Below are 21,887 nucleotides of genomic sequence, written 5' to 3'. Positions count from 1 at the left end.
ACTAGTTGAAATAGGGGCCATTGTAAATAAAAATACAAACCTATTGAGCCTGGCTATCGGGCTCCTGTTTTGCAAACTCCTGTAACATGCCTCTTATTTGTTCTCCCAATTCCCATGCCACAACCAGAACAATGACCTTTAATAGTACGTACCTGTAAAAAGGCATACTTAAAAAGGGCCACCCCCAGGGCAATGTCATTAAGATAAGACGCAGGTTCTAAATCAGGAACAAGAGCAGGTTATCGAAAAGATAGCCCGCTCTTTTTTTGCATGAAAAAGAAAAAAAAGACTTGACAAGAAGATGGTCATATGTGGCGAAGCCCCTTGAAAAAACGAGGAGGTTACGCCAATGGATGAGTACGCAAATTCCCTAAAAGAAACGCTGACATCCCTCATACGAGAAATGTCAGCCGCACCAGCACCTTATGTCAAAAACCCTGAAAAAGATTTTACCCGAAAGAAAAAGCTGCCCTTTGAAACGGTTATGCAACTCCTGATCTCCATGGGGGGGAACAACCTATATAAGGAACTCTTGGAATCACAAGGTTATGACGTAAATACCGCGACCACTTCTGCTTTTGTCCAACAGAGGAATAAAATCCTGCCGTCTGCTGTGGAATTCTTGTTTCACCAATTTACGCAATCATATACGGATATCAAGGACTACCGGGGGTATCGTTTACTTGCTGTTGACGGTTCGGATTTGCATATCGCAACGGACTCTGCGGACACGGACACCTATTTTCAAAGTCAACCGAACACGAAAGGCTATAACCTTCTGCATTTGAACGCAGCCTATGACTTGTGCAATAGACTTTACGTGGATGCCATTGTTCAGCCACGAAGGTTTTGCAACGAGGGAAGGGCGTTGGCTGCTATGGTTGACCGTTCCCCGATCAAAAGCAAAACCATTGTTATTGCCGATCGAGGGTATGAAAGTTACAACAATTTCGCGCATATTGAACGCAAAGGGTGGAACTATGTCATACGGGTAAAGGATTTGGATTCCAATGGTATTCTTTCGGGCTTGCGTGTGCCCTCTAGCGGAGAGTTTGATTGGGACATTCATCTGACACTCACAAAAAAACAAACCAAAGAGGTCAAGGCTCATCCTGAGATGTACAAGTTCGTCCCTTCCACGTCTACCTTTGATTTTTTGGATCTGCAGGAGAACTTGTTTTATCCGATTTCCTTTCGGGTTGTTCGTTTCATCCTGCCTAATGGCACTTATGAAACCGTTATTACGAGTCTTTCTACCGCTGGTTTCCCACCCGATGAAATCAAGTCCATTTATAACATGCGATGGGGGATTGAGACCTCTTTCAGGGCATTAAAATACACCGTCGGTCTGACGAATTTTCATGCAAAGAAGCAAGAGTCCATCATCCAAGAGATATTCGCAAGAATGATCATGTACAATTTCACTGAAATGATGACCTTGCACGTCGTCATTTCCCAAATGGATACACGGCATCCCTACCAAGTCAACTTTACGGTTGCCGTTCACGTTTGTAGATATTTCCTGCGCTCTCGGCACGATGAACCCTCGCCCGATGTTGAAGCGCTGATTCGCAAAAACATTTTGCCGATTCGACCCATTCGCTCAGGGCAGAGGAATACACGCAAAATCCGCTGGAAATTAGCTGTTAGCTTCGTCTACAGAGTAGCATAATTCGGTTCACATGAACATTTTTTTAAGCGGATACTCTATCCGCTTTGTTTGCTGTACGCTTTTTTCCTTGCTTGCACAAAAAACAAACGGCACGGGGCTTTTCCCATGCCGTTTCGGATTTCATTTTTATTCCCGGAATTGTCTTTGAGCTTATCTTAATGACATTGATCCCTTGGGGATTTCTTTTTTTGTCTTCAAATCATTTTTTTAGCCTGTGGTGATAATAAAATTGTTCAATAGGTACTATTCAATAAGTGCACTTCAATATGTAATTCTTAACTCTGGATTGTCAACACAAAACTGAACAACTCCTATGAGGGCACTTTTTCCGTCCCTTCTTCTTATCTGCTCGTTCTACTAGCCCTTATATTTTCTGTCCAACTAAGAGCCGATCCATCATTCAACACTTTTAACATGTTACTTTAATCTTCGGCAGCCGGATTTTTTCCTGCACTGTCTCTATGAATGCAAGACAACAGAAGATTATATAAAAGATTCTTCGTTTAGGTTGTTAAATAACCATGTTAATTACCCTATAAATGAAGAGCAATTAAAGCGCGCAGTTCTCAACTCGAGTGAAACAAAAAAACTTTGGAGGTTAAATATTATGGCAAAAACACGTGAGTATGCTTCAACTGAACTAATTGCAAGATATCCGTTTAGCGGTTACGTCCGGGTATCTAATGGGAGTGTTGGCTAAATGACGATAAAAGACACGGTTGCCCGAACGATTGCGAGGAAAGCAGACGCTAAAGTAGGCGAGATAATAGGTCAAACTACCACTAAGGTAGCTGAGGAGATTACCACCCCGATACCTTCCAATTGGGCAATAGGTGGACTGACCAGCGCTGGTATGGAGACGAGTGTTACGAATAGTTATAGATCCGGATACATCGACGTGTCGAAGGTGAAGAGACTCAGGCTAGAAAATAACACAATTATGTACAGGGTTAATTTATACAACGCGGCGAAGCAGATGCTACGGCAAGCTGCGTTTGATATTAATTATTACACGGTCGATGATGACGTTTACTTTGTAAGAATTGTAGTTGCCGATACAAGCAAAACATCTTATCAAGTCTACGCCGTAGACGTCACAACTACGACAGAACCTATATTTATACCTAGCGCACTTAAATTTGGATTTATGCCAAGTAATGACGCGGCAACTAACGCGGTTGCACTACAAAGGGCCGTTGATGCGGGAGGCATGATAAGGGTAGAACAGCCAGGCATCTACGATATCGACAGAGCGATAAAGATCGGGGACAACGTCACTCTAAATTTTGGTCCAGGTGTCTTTTTAAGGCGCACCACATCAAACGGGTACGTACTCGTCAATAAGGGTGCATTTACTCGTAGTTACAACAAAAACATCGTAATAAGAGGTTTAAAGCTAATATGCAACGGTAAAGAATCCACTGCGGGCTCAGACTTAATTACGGGGTTGAGAGGTCAAATCTCTTTTTTCTATGTTAAAAATCTCTCAATCGAAAACTTCGAATGTCTCGACCTCCTATCCTATAGTTATTGCGTACAGATATGCACCTTCGAGGATGTAATCATAGACAAGATACGAGTAGAGGGAGGCAAGGACGCGGTACACTTTGGTAGAGGCAGTAATTTCGTAGTCCGTGATGGAAAATTTAAAACGTACGATGATCCTATAGCGTTAAACGGGCATGACTACGATACAGGAAATCCACAGCTTGGTTGGATCGAGAATGGCTTAATAGAAAATTGCTACGATTTAGCCGCTGCATCTACGACTGGATACTTCTTACGTGTCCTCGCCGGCGCTTGGGTTGATTGGTTTTCCGGCATGGAGCTACAAAAGTCAGACACGGTGGTAAGTAATGGGCGATTGTACCGAGTAGTCGCGAATCCCGACGGCACTAAGTACACATCAATGACGGCACCTACACACGTAAACGGGACGGTCACTCTCGACGGTAATATTAAATGGGTGATGATACAGGACGATGTTACCTATACGGCAGGTTGTAGAAATGTACACCTGAAAAACATCTACCTACAGAAAAACAGACCCGTCGCAGTTAGTCTCCACCTTGACAAGGACAACTACTCCCGTAGTTACTACCCAAATGCAACACCGCCCATTCAGAAGAACATCATTTTGGAAAATATACACATGCAGACTGACATCCCCCGATTAATCACAGCTACTACTCCCGTCGACACAATAAAGCTTGTAAATAGCGAGATAACGAATACATCAATCGTACTTAATAATATAAGCACCGCGGGTATGACTTACAGCAACACCAACCTTATTATGATGGGTGTGACGTTCAAGGGTACCGGAGGGCAGAGGTTAGTAAATTGCGCGGGCGGCAGAACGGCATCTGTTAAGGTAGTCGGGAGCGTCGTAGAGAACGCAACCTACGCACCTACTTTTTCGTCCGGCGTTACTATCGTAGCTAAGGATATATAGCCACAAACTAGCGGCCAGGTAGAAATTAGCCGATGTGCTTCAACACGATGATTTTTACTCATTATTTACATGAGAGTGTATCTTGTGATTCCAAGAGTTCCTTATATAGGCTGTTCCCCCCCATGGAGATCAGGAGTTGCATAACCGTTTCAAAGGGCAGCTTTTTCTTTCGGGTAAAATCTTTTTCAGGGTTTTTGACATAAGGTGCTGGTGCGGCTGACATTTCTCGTATGAGGGATGTCAGCGTTTCTTTTAGGGAATTTGCGTACTCATCCATTGGCGTAACCTCCTCGTTTTTTCAAGGGGCTTCGCCACATATGACCATCTTCTTGTCAAGTCTTTTTTTTCTTTTTCATGCAAAAAAAGAGCGGGCTATCTTTTCGATAACCTGCTCTTGTTCCTGATTTAGAACCTGCGTCTTATCTTAATGACATTGCCCTGGGGGTGGCCCTTTTTAAGTATGCCTGCAAAGCTGTTGATCGAGAGCCGACTTAAGAGCTTTGCTTTCTCAACTGACCATAATATAAATCACTGTAAAAGCCTTTGTGAGCCAGCAGCTCATCATGAGAGCCCTGCTCCTCCAGACGGCCATCCTTCAAGACCAGAATCCGGTCAGCCTGACGAATGGTATTCAGCCGATGCGCGATGACGAAACTTGTTCGCCCCTGCATGAGCCGCTCCAGTCCTTCTTGTATCTTCATCTCGGTAATGGTGTCGATGCTGCTGGTTGCCTCGTCGAGTACAAGGATGGAAGGGTTGGCCAAAATAGCACGGGCAATAGCCAGCAGTTGTTTTTGCCCTTGACTGATGCCGCTGCCGTTCACTTCCAGCACCTTGTCGTATCCGTCCTTCATCCGCATGATAAAGGAATGGGCGTTGGCCAGTTTCGATGCTTGTTCAACCTCCTCATCGGTGGCGTCCAGTCTGCCGAAGCGGATATTTTCACGAATCGTCCCCTGAAACAGGAAGGAGTCCTGTAGCACAAATGCCATGCGGGAGCGCAAGCTTTCACGCTGTATGGTAGTGATATCGCGCCCGTCCAGCGTAATCGTTCCCTTGTCGGGGCTGTAGAATCTGGAAAGGAGCTGGATCAGCGTTGTTTTTCCTGCCCCGGTCGGGCCGACTAGTGCGATCATTTCACCGGGTTTGGCTTCAAAAGAGATACCTTCCAGCGTAGCGCTTCCCTCATCATAACCGAAGGAAACATCCGTAAACCGCACCGCCCCCTCTACATGCCCTACTTCCACTGCACCGCGTTCATCCTTGGACTCTTCATCTTCATCCAATATTTCAAATACACGCTCAGCTCCGGCAATGGCGGACAGCAGGGTGTTCCACTGGTTAGCCAAATCGTTCAGCGGTCTGGTGAACTGGCGGGCATATTCTACGAATACAATAATTGTACCTATAGTGATGGAGCCGCGAATGGCCAAAATACCACCGATCCCCGCTACAATAGCAAAGCTGAGATTATTCAGTCCGTTCATCAGCTTCGGTATAAAGCCTGAAATCGTTTGGGCCCAGAAGCCCGACAGCCGAATACGGTCATTGCGCTCACCAAAACCATGGATGACTCTCTTTTCCTGCGAAAATGCTTTAATAATCTGCTGCCCGGACAGCGTTTCTTCGATGTATCCGTTCAGTTCGCCCACATTCTTCTGGCGTTCCTTATATAAGGGCCCGGTACGACGTGTAATCCAGCGCATCCCGGCAGCCATTAACGGCACCACGATAAAGGTCAGCAGGGTCATCAGCGGGCTTAACCACAGCATCACCGTGAGTGTACCGATTAACGTCAATATGCTCGAAAAAATCTGAATGGCGGAGCTGTTCAGCGTAGAACTGACATTTTCGATATCATTGGTCAGACGGCTCATGATCTCTCCCTGCTGACGTTTGCCGTAAAAAGGAATCGGTAGTCGATGCAAATGTGAAAACAGATCGAAACGCATGCGGTACACCGTCTCTTGGGCAATCTCAATCATCCAGATATTTTGCAGCCAGGAGGTTAGCGAGTTGAGCAGATATGCAGCCCCTAATCCGATGAGAAAATAAATCCACGTGCGTCCACCCGGACCTTCGAGAAAATCATCTACCGCTACGCCGACCAGATATGGACCCAGCAGAGCTAGCCCGGAGCTGAGCAGTACCATGAACAATACCAGCATCAGTTTGACCTTACGGCGAGCCAGATAAGCCCATATCCGTCCTAAGGTGCCAGACCAGCTCTTCGCTTTGGCCTTGCGGCGTCCTTCAGCTCCCGCCGGATTTCGCAGCACACCGGACGGCGGTGTAGGCTGACGGAACGGTTCAATGAGTTCCTTGAACATGCGACTCCTCCTTTCCATATTGTGATTCATAGATACGCCGATACAGATCCGAGCTATCCATGAGATGCTCATGGCTTCCACTTGCCATCAGGCGACCCTCATCCAGCAGTAAAATCTGATTTGCCGATGCGGTCGAGCTGATCTTCTGCGTAATGAGAAATGTCGTGCAGGACAGACCATCGAGTGCATTCAGTAGTGCTGCTTCTGTCCCTACATCCAGCGCACTTGTGCTGTCGTCCAAAATCAGCACTGCCGGCTGGCGCACCAGTGCGCGGGCAATCGAAAGCCGCTGTTTCTGTCCGCCAGACAGATTGACGCCACGCTGCCCGAGCATCGTGTCATAGCCTTGCGGCAAGCGTTCAATCATATTATGGATTTGCGCCATGCGTGCGGCTTCCTGAATTTGCTCCAGGCTGGCATTCTCCAGCCCCCAAGCAATATTATCCCGAATCGAGCCGGTGAATAGCAGTACCTCCTGAGGGACATAGCCAATCGCCTCTCGTAATATGGACGCATCCAGTTCACGAGCGTCCTTTCCGTCAAAGCGCACATGACCTTCATCTTCTTCATACAGACGTGTAATCAACTGCACAAGTGAGGATTTTCCCGAGCCAGTGGCCCCCATAATAGCTATCCGCTCGCCCGGTCGCGCCCTAAAAGAGATATCCTTTAGTACAGCCAAATCACTGCCCGGATAATGAAAGCTCACCCGGTCCATTTCCACCTGTCCCTTAATCCGTGTATGATGTGTTGAAACAGACTCCATCTCTGACCCATCTTCATTAGATGTGTCCAATATCTCTCGAATCCGCCCGGTAGATGCAGTAGCTCGGGAAAATACAACAACGATACCCGACAAGGCAGACAAGGCCCCAATCGTCCGCAGTGAATAATTGACGACTGCAACCACCTGTCCTACACTGGCATCCCCAGTGGAAATTTGGCCACGTCCGAACCAAAGTACTGCAATAATCCCTGCATTCATCGTAAACAAAATGAACGGCATCGTCGTTTCTGTCCAGCGTAGAGCGGACACCGTCCCTTTCATCAATTCGCCTCCGTAATGGGCAAAACGTTCGATTTCATGCCGCATCCGCACAAAAACCCGAATGAGCCGAATTCCTGTCAGGTTCTCCTGAATCACTCCGTTAACGTCATCCAGGCGACGCTGGACACCCTTAAATAAAGTGACCGTTCGCCGCATCATCACTAGCACAAACAAGAACAGCACCGGGGCCATAACCGCCAATAGCAGTCCAAGCCTGAAATGTACAACCAGTGCCATCACAATACTGCCGATGACTACAAGCGGAACCCGTGTCATAAACCGCAGGCTCATAAACACCGTATCCTGTACTTGCGTGACATCCCCGGTCAGACGCGTAATCAGCGACGAAGTGGCAAAACGTTTAAACACAGGATACGAAAAGGATTGCACTTTACGGTACAGCTTTTCCCGCAAATCATAGCCGAAGCCCTGACTTGCATGTGAAGCAAAAAAAGAGCTGGATATCCCCGCCATAAAAGCGATAACGGCACTCCCCACCAGTACACTGCCCCATAACCAGACGACGGACAAATCCTGCTGTCGGATGCCCTCATCAATGATTTTAGAGATCAAATATGGCTGCGATAGCTCTACCGTCAATTCCAGCAACATCATCACGAGCGCTGCGATGGCTGGAACCCGATATTTTTTTAGAAAAGAAAACATCATTCCCACAAGCATTCCTCCAATTGCCCATAGCCGTCCTTCCAGATCAGCGTGTCATGGTTATAAGATTCGAACCTGTCTGCTGTAAAACCATATATACGCACTTTATACAGCACTATATTTTATTATACCCTTCTGAACGGCTTCGTTTAACCAGCAAATTGGAGACTCGGGTTGTGAAATTAAAAGATATACAAGAAAGCGTTCCAGTCACGGTCACACTTACCGGACGGGAACGCCTTTTCGGTTATTTCGGCAGCTCTGCCGGATAATACTGCAGCCAGCGCCTTAAATCCGTGCTATGGATGACACGCTTGGGATCTTCACCGACTAGGCGAAGTCGCTCCAGCACAAACTTGATTTCACCGGAGCCTGCCTCGATTCCTTCCTGCTCCAGCATATATTGAACTGCACTTCTGCCCGAATGCTTGCCGAGTACGAACGAATGGTCAGTGCCCAGCTCGGTTGGATCAAGGGCCTGATAGGCGGCACGCTCCTTTAGCAGACCGTTGATATGTATGCCGGATTCATGGGCGAATACCATGTCTCCCACAATTGGCTTGCCTTCGGGAACGATTCGGTTGGAGGCTTTGGACACCAGTGCAGCCAGCGGGTTCAGCAGTTCGGGACGGACGCTGCAGGTTCCTTGATATAGGTCCCTCCACGACATCACCACTTCCTCCAGCGCCGTATTACCTGCCCTTTCCCCAAGGCCCGACACTGTGGTACTGGCCCAGACAGCTCCCGCCTGCAAAGCTGCTAAAGTATTGGCAAGCGCTAGGCCATAATCATTATGACAGTGAATCTCAAGCTCCACATCCTGCGGCACGCGTGATACAAGCCTGTCTATACGAGCAGCTATGGCAGCGGGATGGTGAACAGACAGCGTGTCGGCATATCTGAAGCGCCGGATACCATCCCTATAGAGCTGATTCGCCAACTGCTCAAGGAACAGGTCATCTGCCCTTGAAGCATCCTCAAAGCCTACGGAAACAGTCAATTCTTTACACTGACCGTAATCGACAGACTTGCGGATCAGCTCTGTCACCTGCTCAGGATTCATACCCAGCTTGGACTTCATCTGCACCGTCGACACGGGAACCGAAATATGGGCCCAGCCGACGCCTGTCGATTCAGCTGCATCAATATCCGTGAACACCGCGCGATTCCAGGTCATTAGCTTCATCTGAAGTCCGAGAGCAGCAATCCTGGCAATAGACCTGCACTCCGCCTTTCCCATTGCCGGAATTCCGATCTCAGCCTGCTCCACCCCCGCCGAGTCCAGCATGATGGCAATTTCAGTTTTCTCCTCGGCCGAAAAGGCCACGCCCGGAGCCTGTTCTCCGTCACGAAGTGTCGTATCACAAATATGCAACTGACTCATCTATATCCCCTCCCGTTCCGCAGCAAGGACAACGCGGGTTGCGTTTGACCGCTATGGTGCAGCTGCTCATATCCAGCACATTCATACGGTACATACGGTCAGTGAACAGATTGCCCGCATCTGTAATCCATTTGACCGCTTCCAGTGCAGCCATACAGCCAATCAAACCGGAGGTGGCTCCCAGAACCGGGAATCCCAGAGGCTCCCAGGGCTGTCCGCCTTCCGGGTAGAGACATTCCAGACATGCCGTCCTACCGGGATCAATGGTCATCAATGATACTTCATAGGCGTACATGGCCGCTTCTATCATCGGTCTGCCATGTCGAACACATAGTCTGTTCAGCGCATATCTTTCCGGAAAGTCATACCGTGCATCAATCACGATATCCGCCGCTTCTACCCATGGTCCAGAGGATTCTTCCGTGATTCTGTGGGCGTGGCCCTCAAGTTGAGTCTCTGGGTTAATACGATGCAAATGCTGCAATGCCGTCTCCATCCGTTCCTCCCCGATTCGTCCGCTGTCCATCAGCACCTGCCGGTTCATATCGGGTAGATGGATTACGCCCTCATGGGCCAATATCAGCTTTCCCACTCCGGCAGCGGCCAGGTACATGGCCGCTGTCCCTCCTAATCCTCCGATGCCTGCAACCATAACAGTAGCCTGCTTTAGCCTGTTCTGACCTTCCGTTCCCAACAGCTTCAACTGGCGTCCGTATCTACTGTCTTCCAGCAGCTGTACCATTCGTCCACCCCTCCATGTGCGGCTCCCGCCTTTAAGATATTCGGTCCGCAGGATCTTGACACCATATCTGGTTGCTCTTCGGTTATTCTTCCTTACTGAAGACTCATGATCCGGCTTTGCCGCTGCCCTCCTCAGCATGCAGGATTTTGGCAAGCCACATGGGCGGATTGCGAGCCAGCATATTCTGGAGACGCTGGACCTGCTCCTCAATGGTGCTGCCGAAGGCCACCTTCACAGGCATAATGGTCCGCTTGGTAACCTGTGCGGCGGCCGAAGCGCCAATCTGCACCAGAAAGATCAATGTACAATCCTCGATCAGGCCAATTCGGCTGGCGATCTTGCCCGCCTCGTTCTCATCGCTCCCCAGGGCTATCCGCCGATGCTCCAGGAACTGGACGCCTGAGTGCCGGATTTCGAATACAGTGAACATGGGACTCTGTCCAAAATGAGCATTCACAAGCACACCGTCTTCCGTCGCAAATGCAACCTTCATCCTCCCCTCCCCCTCTCGGTAAGCAATACATTGCCTACTTTGTTCACCCACTCCATGGTTCCACGGTATCCGACGCTTACGGATGTGTGGGCGCCCAGCTCGTCATACACCGGCAAGCCTGCCGGCACGAATGAGGCGCCAGCCCGTGCCGCTCCCTTTCTTCCATGCGAATTGCTGATCCACAAATCAACGCCCTGCGCGCTCTCCTCTGCATCATCCAAGTCACCGATCCAGACTTCCCGTTCTGTCTTTTGCAGTGCGGGCGTGCTACAGGGTGTAATTAGCCGCTTCAGTTCCACTCCCATCTCCTCCAGCCAGGCTGCGGTCGACAGCATATGATCCGGTTCTAGCGCCACTACAGCGGAAGCGCCGGAATAATAGAAATGGGCATCCAGCATGCTGTCCAACAGATTTTCACGCTGCCAGCGGAAGCGAACAGGGGCTGGCTCGCGGCTGATTTTCTGCAGAAAATGTATGAACGCATCGCTCGCGGCCAAGCCAGACAGACCCGTGAACAAGTGGTAGGGAATACCTGCGGCATGAGTCAGCCTGCGCGCCGGACGCTCCATGCTCGCGCCAATGGCAATGGTGCAGGAAGACTCCAGCATCTGGCAGGCTGAATCCAGCGGAGTCCCCCCTCTCGTCAAAGGGGAAAAACCTGTCAGCAGGTGGCCGGACAAGGAAGTGGAGATATCGGGGAGTGTGATAACCTCCAGGCCGAAGGAAGCGATAATATCCTTGATTTCCATGACATCTCCGGCAGTCAGATAAGAAGCCGGCAGCAGATTGACCTGCGTCCGGCGCTGTTTTTTGGGGGACTTGCCTCCGGCCAACCCGAGTACGGCATCCATTAGCGACTCTACTGTACTGCTGTAGCCCGTCTCCAAAGAGCCGTGAAAATCAGGCAGCGATACAGAAAACAGCAGACTATCCTTCAATGCCCGTTCTCGCTTGAACGCCTTTACCCTAGACTGAAAATCAACGCCTGCCACCTCGGTGAGGGCCGTGCTGATAACGCCGATGACATCTGGATGGTGTTTGGACCAGATATGATCCAGCGCCTCCTCCAGATTCCGGTCTGCATCAAATATAACGTCCATCTCTTGCAGCGCAGAGGTCTGAACGGCAATCGGCTCTCGAAAATGGCGAGTCAGCAGTGCCTTGGAGAAGGCCGAGCAGCCCTGAGCGCCGTGCAGCAAAGGCATTGAGCGATACATCCCCTGCAGAGCCAGCACGCCGCCCAAAGGCTGTCCTACCTTGAGCGGGTTGACACTGACAGGCTTCGTGGCGGGTTTAATCGGCAAATTCCGTCTCCTCCTCCCATGGAGCCAATTTGGCGGTCAATTCCCATACCGGATGCTGTAGCGTATGCACAAGCTGTTTCGCCAGAGATAACAGCCCGTCATAGCCCGCATAGGCTTTGTGCCGTTCTTGATTGATGTCCACAAAAGGAATTTGTTCCTTAAGCGCCATATACATGTTCCGGCCCCCGGCAATGACCATGTCTGCCTTGCGGCTCCGTACGGTCTTGAGAATCTGCCGGGCGCCGCCTTCCGGGATGTATTCCGCATCATCTCCGATACGGTCAGCAATCCGGGATACATCCTCGGCAGTGCTTTTATTCGTGCCTACACCAACCACCTTAATGCCCAGCTCCTGCAAAGCCGTAATGACAGACCAGCTCTTTACACCCCCGGTATAGAGCACTGCCCGCTTTCCTTTCAGTTGCTTGCGGTAGGGCTCCAGCTCCAGCGATAGCCTCATTTCCTCCCGTGCGGCCAGCTTATCCACCCGTCGCTCCACATCACGATCTCCGGTCAGGTAAGCCATCTGTCGCAAGGAATAACTCGTCTCCTTTGCTCCATAAAATGAACCTTCAAAATAAGGAATGCCGTATTTACGCTCCATTTGGACTGCCAGACCCAGCAAAGCCCGGCTGCATACGACCATATTGGCCTTGGCACGATGCGCCCATCCCACCTCACGGAACCGACCGTCTCCGGTAATTCGGGACAGGATACTCATTCCCGCCTGCTGCATCAGCCGCTCGATATGCCACATCTCGCCGGCGATATTGTATTCCCCAATGAGATTGATATCATGGGAGGTTGTCTGTTCCGGCTCGGTGCTGCCGATAATATGCTGGAACAGCACGTCTCCGGCCAGCCGGGTCCCGAGATTCTTGCTGCCCACAAATCCCGGGCTGTTCACCGGAATGATCGGTGTTCCCAGCTGCTCCGATTCAGCCTTGCAAACTCCCTCGATATCTTCACCGGTGAGGGCTGTGACGCATGTGGTATAGACGAATACAGCGGGAGGAGCAAAGCGGCTGACAATGTAGCGGATCGATTCATGCAGCTTTTGTTCACTACCAAAAATGATGTCCTGTTCTCCAAGATCAGTAGTGAAGCCATACGCCGACAGCTCCGGGCCGCTGGACAGGCTGCCTCTGCTCTCCCAGCTATTGCCGAGACACGCAATCGGCCCGTGCACCAGATGAGCCGCATCTGCAATGGGGATCAGTGTAATCTGGGCCCCGTCAAAGGAGCAGCCACCCGAAGCCTCCCCCGGCACAGGCCGGGGACAGGGCGTGCTTTTGGGAATTTTGTTGCCGCAGGATACCTCCAGCCTTCCGTTAGACACAGCCGGCTCCATCCGCAAACCCCCTTATTTCAGATAGAATCCATTGAAATCACAAGCCAAGCTGTCAACTTCCATCTACGCGATACAGCAATTAGCGCACTAGATCAAAGCTATGATCCGGAGCCTGCTCCTCCATGACATCCAGTACGGTATTCACGAATTGGGTAAGCAGATTCAGCGCACCCTGGTAGCCGATAATCGGATAACGATGCAGATGATGCCTGTCGAAGATCGGAAAGCCCACACGGAGCAATGGAATTTTCGCTTCTTTCGCCGCGAACTTCAGGTGGGAGTTACCAATAGCTAGGTCTACTGGGTCCTGGAACAGCAGCGAACGCATATGCCACAAATCCTGACCGGAATGAACCGTGGCTTCTGCACCGTAAGGGCTGGACTTCAGCAGAAGCTCTGCTTCCTTCTCAAATTTCCGGTCCCCATTGGAGCAAACAATATGCACCGGCTCCATGCCCAGCTCCAGACAAAAACCAATCAGGCCGATGAGCATATCCGGGTCTCCCGCCATAGCCACTCGTTTGCCGTGCAGATAAGCATTCGAATCCATCATGGCATCCACAATTCGGGCGCGCTCCTGCTTCAATGCCTCGGGAATTTCTCTTCCAGACAGGCGGCTAATCTCCGCAAGCAACCGATCTGTAGCCCGGATGCCCAGCGGTGTGGAGATGGAGGACACCTGCTGCCCCCAGGTTTGCTTTATATAACCTAATGTTTTACGAAGAGAGTACTGCTGGATCGCCAACGTGCCTGCAGCATCTGCGGCCTTGGGCACATCCTCAAGCGGCGTTCCCCCGTAATAGTAGCTGTACTCTCCAGTAGCCCCTGAATCAAAATTACTGCTGTGGTCACCCAGAATGGTATACGTAGCGCCGAACATCCCCAGCATGCGCCGCATTTCCGCAAAATTGCCCGTATACCCGTCAAACCCGAGCAGCACATTCAGCTTCAATTCATGACCAGGCTGTGGCGTCTGGCCTGACTTGTTATACAACGTCTCCAGCACAGAGCGCAGCATCGCGTCATAGCCTGTAATATGTGAACCGGAGAAGCTGGGGGTATTGGCAAAAGGAACCGGCATATCCTCGGGAAGGGCTCCCTCCTGACGGGCATTGGCCAGGAAGGCAGACAGATCATCGCCGATCACCTCTGCCATACAGGTCGTGCATACCGCAATCATCTCCGGCTGATACAAGGCAATGCAGTTCTCTATACCGTCAATGAGGTTGCGCATCCCACCGAATACGGCGGCATCCTCGGTCATCGAGGTGGAGACGGCAGGAACAGGCTCTTTGAAGTGGCGGGCAAGATGGCTGCGGAAATAAGCTGTACAGCCCTGTGAGCCATGAATGAACGGGAGCGTTTTTTCGAAGCCCAGCGCAGCCATGACCGCTCCCAGCGGCTGACAAGCCTTGGCCGGGTTCACAACTACGGCTGTACGAGCGAAATTCTTATCCTTGTATTCCTTGGTCTTGGTATACTCCAGGGTGGCAGTAACCTCCTCTGGCGAGCAAGGAGCCTCAAAAGCCCGTTTCTCCTCACGCTGGCGTACATATTTATCCTGCCGAAACAACTGATTGTGATCGACAATGTTCAGACGCTCGCTCATACCGACACCTCCGCAGTCTGCCGTGATGGCAGCAGGCTCCATACTGGACTATTGATGGTCATATCCATATCACGTGCAAAAATCTTGAAGCCGTCAAAACCATGATAAGGCCCGCTGTAATCCCAAGAGTGCATTTGACGGAAGGGAATGCCCATTTTGTGATACACGTATTTCTCCTTGACTCCGGCGCCCATTAAGTCAATATTCAGCCGCTGGGCCAATTCCTCCAGCTCATAGGCCGTTGGATCATCGTACAGAATAGTGCCTTCCTTTACATCGGGAAACGTCTTTTCGTAATCATCCTTATGGGCAAATTCATAGCCTGTAGCCACAATTTCCATACCCAGATCCTCATAGGCACCAATGGTATGCCTTGCCCGCAGTCCGCCAATCAGAAGCATCACCTTTTTGCCTTCCAGACGTGGGCGGTATTTACGGATGACCGCCTCCATCTGCGGCATATATTGGGCGATGACCTGCTCACATTTTTCTTGAATCGTCTCGTCAAAGCGGGCAGCAATCGCTCGGAGGCTTTCCATCGTCTTGGTCGGGCCAAAGAAGTTATATTCCATCCAGGGAATTCCGTATTCCTGCTCCATCGTTGCACACATATAATTCATGGAACGATGACAATGGATCAGATTGAGCTTGGATTTATGGGCAATCCCCAGCTCATTGATCGTACCGTCACCCGACCACTGCGCTATGACCCGCAGTCCCATTTCCTCCAGCAAAATGCGCGAGGCCCAGGCATCACCGCCGATATTGTAGTCCCCGATAATGGAGACATCATAAGGGCCGCACTCCTTTAGCTCCCGGCGTCCCATCAGAAAATCGCGGATAGCATCATTGGCAATGTGATGACCCAGAGACTGACTCACCCCGCGAAAGCCCTCACAACGTACAGGAATGACCGGAATGCCCAGCTCCTCTGTCATCTTTTTGGCCACAGCCCCGATATCATCACCAATCAGTCCGACCGGACATTCAGATTGTACGGAGATGCCTTTGACCAGCGGAAACATCTCCTTAATTTCCCTGCAGATCACCTCCAGCTTCTTATCTCCGCCGAACACGATATCCTTTTCCTGAAAATTGCTGGTAATCTGCATGGCGGTAAAATTATCGATGCCCAATACCCCATTCGCATAATTGCGTCGGGTACCCCAACTGTATTGCCCGCAGCCGATGGGACCATGGCTAATGTGCACCATGTCTTTAATCGGGCCCCATACCACCCCCTTGGAGCCTGCATAAGCACAGCCCCTTGCTGTCATAACGCCGGGCCGTGATTTCATGTTGGACTTAATGGAACAGGTTCCGCAGTTCACAAGTTCCTCATCCGCGATCTCAAAATGCTTGGTCCGGTCCTTCTTGGCCTTCTTGGGATATACCTCCAGTATCTCCTCTACGATCTGCTTTCCCTTATCCACAATACTGCTCATTTGGCCTATTCCTCCCTCCTACGAGCTGTGCATTCAGCTCCCCCCACCATCACACGATGATTCCGTCATTAAGCCTTCTGGCTACAGCCTACTGCCCAGACGCCTCAGCTTTGTTAATTGCGGTTTCTTCATCCTCAATAATGCCGAATTCCATCAATAGCTCCTCTAGCTCTTCCATGGAAATAGGAGTAGGAACCGTCAGCATATCGTTATTCAAAATCTTACCTGCCAGCTCTTCATACTCCGCAGCCTGCTTATGTTCCGGGTTATATTGGGTAACAGTCATACGGCGCAGCTCAGCGTGCTGCACAACATTGTCACGCGGCAAAAAGTGGATCATCTGCGTGTTCAGTCTTCTTGCAAGCTCTGTAATCAATTCCGCTTCCAGGTCCGTATTCCGGCTGTTGCAGATTAAGCCGCCCAAACGTACCCCGCCGCTGTTGGCATACTTCAATATTCCGCGCGCAATATTGTTGGCAGCGTACATAGCCATCATCTCGCCTGAGCATACAATGTAGATTTCCTGCGCCTTCTTCTCCCGGATCGGCATGGCGAAGCCCCCGCACACGACGTCCCCCAGTACATCGTAGGAAACAAAATCCAGCCCTTCGTAGGCCCCCTCTTCCTCCAGAAAATTAATGGCTGTGATGATGCCGCGTCCTGCACAGCCGACACCAGGCTCTGGCCCGCCGCATTCCACGTTCAGAATGTCACCGAAGCCCTTCTGGACAACATCCTCCAACTCCAAATCCTCTACCGTGCCCCTTTCAGCAGCCAGATGTAGTACTGTCTGTTGGGCCTTCGTATTCAGAATAAGACGGGTGGAGTCTGCCTTGGGATCACAGCCTACGATCATAATTTTTTGTTTGAATTTGGTCGCCAGCTGAGCCAGTGTATTCTGCGAGGTTGTCGATTTGCCGATACCGCCTTTACCGTAAAACGCAATTTGTCTCATATTTTCTCAGCCTCCAAAATGTTCAATGGGTAAATCCGAATGATTGCCCTTAACTCCCTTATTGCGCTTACTTCCCTTATTGCTCTGCACAGGATACATATAACGCAGAAATTTTACATATTCCAGAACGGATTCCTCAATATCCCCGCCGCATACAATAGGCAGCACGCCAGCTTCCTGCAATGCCTCTTTGGGGGCTTCGCCTATGCCGGACGACAGCAGCAATGCACAGTCATGCACCATGGAAAGGATCTCCTTCATCGTCTCGACCTTGTCTCCATTGCAATCGGCTTTCCCATGGCAGTAGGATTGCACCTTACGAATGCCTATGAAATTTACGATAGTCCCGTCGCTTTCATAGATCATGAATTCCTTGGCACGACCGAAATGCTGATTCACCTTCCCTCCGCCACGACTGGCCACAGCGATTAGGACTGGCTTTGAGGTAAAGCTTGCTTCAGGCTTATCCTCCGATAACGGGCAGCTACATCCAACCCCGGTTGACGTTTTTTTGTGGTGCGATTGTCCCTCCTTGCGTTCCATTCTCACTCTCACCTTCTCATCCAGTTCTTTCTGAAATTGTGCCCTTGCCTCTTCATCCATGGGAGGAGCAGCCGCAATGTTCTCCCATATAAAATCCTGATTGCGATCCTCGCCCAGCAGTCCAATCGCATCCGCCCTGCACTGACGGCAATGGCGCATAATGACAGCTCCCGCCTCAGCACATTGCTCCTGCAGCTGCCGGACCAGACGGGGACGGGGGGCCCGCATCCCTTCCTGCTCATACCGACTGCCGGGTGCGATGATGAGCGGCATAATGTTGTGCAGTACCGCGCCGTGCTCCTTGACCACCCTGGCTACCTCTGGTAGATGGGCATCATTGACTTCGGGAATCAGCACCGAGTTCACCTTGCACAATACGCCTCTCGAAGCCAGCATCTTCAAGCCTGCCAGCTGGCGGTCAATCAACAGCCGCGCGGCCTCCTCTCCTGCATAGCGTTTTCCTTCATCGTAGACCCATCCATAAATGCGGCTCCCCACCACTGGATCTACAGCATTGATCGTGATCGTGACATGCGAAATACCCAACTCTACAATCCTGTCGATATGCCTGATCAAGGTAAGGCCATTCGTGCTGAGACAGAATATGACATCCTTAACTGTCTCACGGACCCGGCGGAAGGTATCGAAGGTTGCCTCCGCATTGGCCAGCGGATCTCCAGGTCCCGCAATGCCGACAACGGACAGTTGCATCAGCTGTGCCGCTACGCCATAGGTCTTGCTCGCCGCCTGCTCCGGCGTAAGCAGTTCACTAACAACGCCGGGACGGCTTTCATTGACGCAATCGAATTTGCGGTTGCAATAATGGCACTGAATATTGCATGCCGGAGCTACTGGAAGATGAATGCGTGCAAAATAGCGATGTGCCTCTTCGTTATAACAAGGATGTCGTCTGAGGGTGTCCATTGCTAAGGGGGTTTCCGAGAGATCAGCTAAAGAGTCCATTCATTCCCTCCTCTCTACGTTATATTCCCTCACACAATTCTCTGTTTTTGTCTGGAATATAATTACATCTTAGAGACAGGGACAAATACAGTCAATTCGCTTCTCCATGAAATCCCTGACATTTATCCTCATTTCACATATGTGTCAAATTTTACGTCAAGTAATATATCATACCCTTTACATGTGCGCGGTTACATTTCATATTCTCAATAACATCAATACGTAAAAAAAGAGAGTCCGTAAATACGGCTCTCCTTTTGAGACAAGAAATTTCATTATATATTTTGGGAAATAGTCTCCGCTTATCATTCCTTCACATCTATTTCCGTCCCATCAACTTTCGTTCCATCGACTTCTTTTTCATCTACCTCTGCTGCCTTTGCCTCATCCACCTCTGCTGCCTCTACTTCATCCGCTTCGTCACTGCTCTCTTCCTCCATCAAGGCTTTTGGCGTGTAAAGCTTGGGAATCGGCACATTCGCCCAATCCATATCGGACGCAAAGTAAAAGCTCGTATAGGAAGGTTGATTATACCCGGTATTTTGACGTGCCACATCCGCGCGATACTGCGGATCATGCATCAACGTGTACAATTTATGCGTCGTAGGTTCTGTGCTCAGATAGATACGGATTGCTGAGCTATCCGCTGTACGGACGAGCATTTCCTCGCGCCAATCTCCGAAAATGTCGGCTACCAGCGATGGCGTTCCTTTCGTATAGTTGTTCGTTTTGGTTCCAGTGGCGGTCAACAATGTACCTCGTTTCCAATCCTCAATGGTTGGGGTTACATCAATTGCGCCGTTTACGATTTGTGTGGTCATATCAGCTGCCCATTTGATACTTATATTGGTACCCGGCATCTTTGTATCCAGCTGTTTACCCGCTGCGGTCCACAGGCCTATGGCCCAGGTCTCCAGACCTCGCTGATCCGGGTCGATGTCACCGACCATTCCCCGACCTGTATCCTTGCCGGAATATGCGCCGTAAATGATTTCACCTGTTTTGGCATCCCGTAAAGAATAGCCATATGGAGCGTAAGTGCCACCTTCATGTACCATAAAGATTTCTTTGCCGGGGCGATCCGGGTCAATATCGGTTACATGCAGCGCATCACCATGTCCCAATCTGGCGGTTTGACCCGGAGTTGCGCTTTCAGGAGGCATGACATCAAATGAGCTGTACAACAGGCTGCCATCATGGTCAATCGTGGCGGAACCGTATACGATTTCGTCCTTGCCGTCACCGTCCACATCCACCACGCTCAAAGAATGCGCTCCTTGTGTGGTCATGGTGCCAAATTTCGGGTCCGTTCCATCACGCCCATGCGGACTATCGTTAAATGGATTGGTCATTGGTGCCCAGCCACTGTCTACCATCCAATGTTTTTGTAGATGGCGACCATCCCATGTGTAGGTAGCCAAGGTGGAACGCGTATAATAGCCGCGTGCAAATACAGCGTACGGCTTGCGCCCGTCCAGGTAAGCCACACCTGCCAGGAAGCGATCCACGCGGTTGGCGGGTTCAATCCGGGCCATAGCATAGTCACCCCACATGAGGCCATCGTCATGACGCTCCGGCTCATAGCGGATGGTATCCAGCTCAGCTCCCGTTTCCCCCTTGAAAATCGTCAAATACTCCGGTCCATCGACAATGAAGCCCTCGAACTCTCTCAGCTTGTTTTTGTCGCTCCGTGATGGTGCATATACATCCATAAAGTAGTCTGTCAGGCTTTCCGCATCCTTTCGGGATAACGGATAACTGTACCTCGGAGCAATGCCAAAGCATTCCTCCAGCGTAGCAGGCCATTGTCCCTTGACCACTTCTTCATGCTTCGTCCAGTTCATGAACATGTTCACCACATGCTCATAATAATCCGAGCGACTCAAACGGTAATCGTCCTCATGTGTAATCCCTGCTTTGCGATCCTCACGTGGCATAGTAATATACTTTTCTTTTTTCGGCTTGCCCTTCTTATCAAAAGAAATCGTTTTGGTCCCTGGAGCCGTTTTGAACATCAGCTCGGCTTTACCATCGCCGTCAAAATCGTACACCATCATCTGGGTATAATGTGCACCTGATCGAATATTCACGCCCAAGTCGATCCGATACAACAGCTTGCCTTCGGCCGTATACGCATCGACATACGTATTTCCGGTATACCCCTTCTGAGATACATCCTTGGAGTTCGACGGGTCCCATTTTACAAAAAATTCATATTGCCCGTCTCCATCCACATCCCCCACACTCATATCGTTGGCCGAATAAGTATAGGATTCACCTGCGGGTGTTACGCCATCGGCAGGCTTTTGGAGAGGAAGTTCATAGTAACCCTGCTGCCATGGCTTCACTTTGGCGCTACGATCCTTTTCTTTGCCTTTTACGACTGAAGCTACTCTGTACACCGTATTTCCGGTTCCTTCCTTATCCACATAGTTGGTGCTGTCGGTCACCGTCGCGATCTTTTTACCGTCACGGTATACGTTAAAGTCCGCTCCTGTCAGCCCCGTTGAACCGTAACCGTTCACTTCTTGAGCCAATAACCGCCAGCTTAAAAATACCCCCTCCTGCGTCACCGCAGCTACCAGTCCGCGATCCAGCTTTTCCAGCTGAATGCTGCCGCTACGGTTCTGTTCTACTGCGATTACTGATTCCGCCTGCAGTGTGGGTTCGGATAAGTCTTCCGCAGCCACTCCTCCAGTCGTCCCCGTCATCGCCAGCATCGCTGCCAACGCGGCGGTCAAGCTTCCCTTTCGCCACACGCCTTTCCCTCGAGCCATTCAGGTCGTCCTCCTCAATTGTATTGTGATGACAAGCTAATACCTGAAATGATTGCGCTTACATAATTTCCTTACTATTATAGTTTTGCCGTTCCCCCAAACGCGTTTAAATATCCGAGGATTTATCTACACAAATCCGTGTTGTTTACT

General features: G+C 50.4%; 15 protein-coding genes. 2 read left to right on the top strand and 13 right to left on the bottom strand.

Translation table 11 applies throughout. From position 1 onward, the window contains the following. Positions 1-349: 349 nt before the first annotated feature. Entirely contained in the window at positions 350-1,672 is a 1,323-nt protein-coding gene (locus ACUYLD_RS00220; protein WP_446674173.1) for an IS4 family transposase, read from the top strand. Between the two features lie 700 nt (positions 1,673-2,372). Next, positions 2,373-4,127 carry a hypothetical protein gene (locus ACUYLD_RS00215; protein ID WP_342428537.1) on the top strand — a complete coding sequence of 585 codons (1,755 nt, stop codon included), beginning with the start codon at positions 2,373-2,375 and terminating at the stop codon, positions 4,125-4,127. Between the two features lie 61 nt (positions 4,128-4,188). Here ACUYLD_RS00215 and ACUYLD_RS00210 read toward each other — a convergent pair whose 3' ends face one another. From ACUYLD_RS00210 to ACUYLD_RS00150, 13 genes are all read right to left on the bottom strand, one after another. Continuing rightward, positions 4,189-4,404 (bottom strand): hypothetical protein, encoded by a 216-nt coding sequence (locus ACUYLD_RS00210; RefSeq protein WP_069011638.1) that lies wholly within the window; start codon positions 4,402-4,404, stop codon positions 4,189-4,191. A gap of 214 nt (positions 4,405-4,618) precedes the next feature. Further along, the gene (locus ACUYLD_RS00205; RefSeq protein ID WP_446674172.1) at positions 4,619-6,457 is read right to left on the bottom strand and encodes an ABC transporter ATP-binding protein; all 1,839 of its coding nucleotides are present in this window, start codon (positions 6,455-6,457) and stop codon (positions 4,619-4,621) included. Next, positions 6,438-8,174, bottom strand: coding sequence for an ABC transporter ATP-binding protein (locus ACUYLD_RS00200; protein ID WP_446674558.1), 1,737 nt, complete (start codon positions 8,172-8,174; stop codon positions 6,438-6,440). Before ACUYLD_RS00200 ends, ACUYLD_RS00205 begins: the two co-directional genes overlap by 20 nt. Positions 8,175-8,418: 244 nt before the next feature. Beyond that, a complete protein-coding gene (locus ACUYLD_RS00195; protein WP_446674171.1) occupies positions 8,419-9,555 on the bottom strand; it encodes a homocitrate synthase/isopropylmalate synthase family protein in 1,137 nt (378 codons plus the stop codon). Beyond that, positions 9,533-10,297 carry a HesA/MoeB/ThiF family protein gene (locus ACUYLD_RS00190; RefSeq protein ID WP_250267583.1) on the bottom strand — a complete coding sequence of 255 codons (765 nt, stop codon included), beginning with the start codon at positions 10,295-10,297 and terminating at the stop codon, positions 9,533-9,535. The genes ACUYLD_RS00195 and ACUYLD_RS00190 overlap by 23 nt, the downstream gene beginning before the upstream one ends. Before the next feature lie 103 nt (positions 10,298-10,400). After that, positions 10,401-10,790: a NifB/NifX family molybdenum-iron cluster-binding protein gene (locus tag ACUYLD_RS00185; protein WP_061831022.1), complete on the bottom strand. Its 390-nt coding sequence runs from the start codon at positions 10,788-10,790 to the stop codon at positions 10,401-10,403. Then, the gene (gene nifN / locus ACUYLD_RS00180) at positions 10,787-12,094 is read right to left on the bottom strand and encodes a nitrogenase iron-molybdenum cofactor biosynthesis protein NifN (RefSeq protein WP_446674170.1); all 1,308 of its coding nucleotides are present in this window, start codon (positions 12,092-12,094) and stop codon (positions 10,787-10,789) included. The genes ACUYLD_RS00185 and nifN overlap by 4 nt, the downstream gene beginning before the upstream one ends. Further along, positions 12,084-13,445, bottom strand: coding sequence for a nitrogenase iron-molybdenum cofactor biosynthesis protein NifE (gene nifE, locus ACUYLD_RS00175; protein WP_165176633.1), 1,362 nt, complete (start codon positions 13,443-13,445; stop codon positions 12,084-12,086). Before nifE ends, nifN begins: the two co-directional genes overlap by 11 nt. 79 nt (positions 13,446-13,524) lie before the next feature. Further along, on the bottom strand, positions 13,525-15,054 hold the full coding sequence (gene nifK / locus ACUYLD_RS00170; protein ID WP_446674169.1) for a nitrogenase molybdenum-iron protein subunit beta: 1,530 nt from the start codon (positions 15,052-15,054) through the stop codon (positions 13,525-13,527). After that, entirely contained in the window at positions 15,051-16,499 is a 1,449-nt protein-coding gene (nifD, locus tag ACUYLD_RS00165) for a nitrogenase molybdenum-iron protein alpha chain (RefSeq protein WP_446674168.1), read from the bottom strand. Before nifD ends, nifK begins: the two co-directional genes overlap by 4 nt. A gap of 88 nt (positions 16,500-16,587) precedes the next feature. Further along, a complete protein-coding gene (gene nifH, locus ACUYLD_RS00160; RefSeq protein ID WP_061831012.1) occupies positions 16,588-17,454 on the bottom strand; it encodes a nitrogenase iron protein in 867 nt (288 codons plus the stop codon). A 6-nt stretch (positions 17,455-17,460) separates the two neighbouring features. After that, on the bottom strand, positions 17,461-18,960 hold the full coding sequence (gene nifB / locus ACUYLD_RS00155; protein ID WP_446674167.1) for a nitrogenase cofactor biosynthesis protein NifB: 1,500 nt from the start codon (positions 18,958-18,960) through the stop codon (positions 17,461-17,463). A 305-nt stretch (positions 18,961-19,265) separates the two neighbouring features. Then, positions 19,266-21,737 carry a rhamnogalacturonan lyase gene (locus ACUYLD_RS00150; RefSeq protein ID WP_446674166.1) on the bottom strand — a complete coding sequence of 824 codons (2,472 nt, stop codon included), beginning with the start codon at positions 21,735-21,737 and terminating at the stop codon, positions 19,266-19,268. Between the last annotated feature and the right edge of the window lie 150 nt (positions 21,738-21,887).

Source organism: Paenibacillus sp. SER-28 (genome assembly GCF_052906305.1).
Note: the sequence above shows the minus strand (reverse complement) of the source record. Positions and strands in the feature narration are given on the sequence as shown.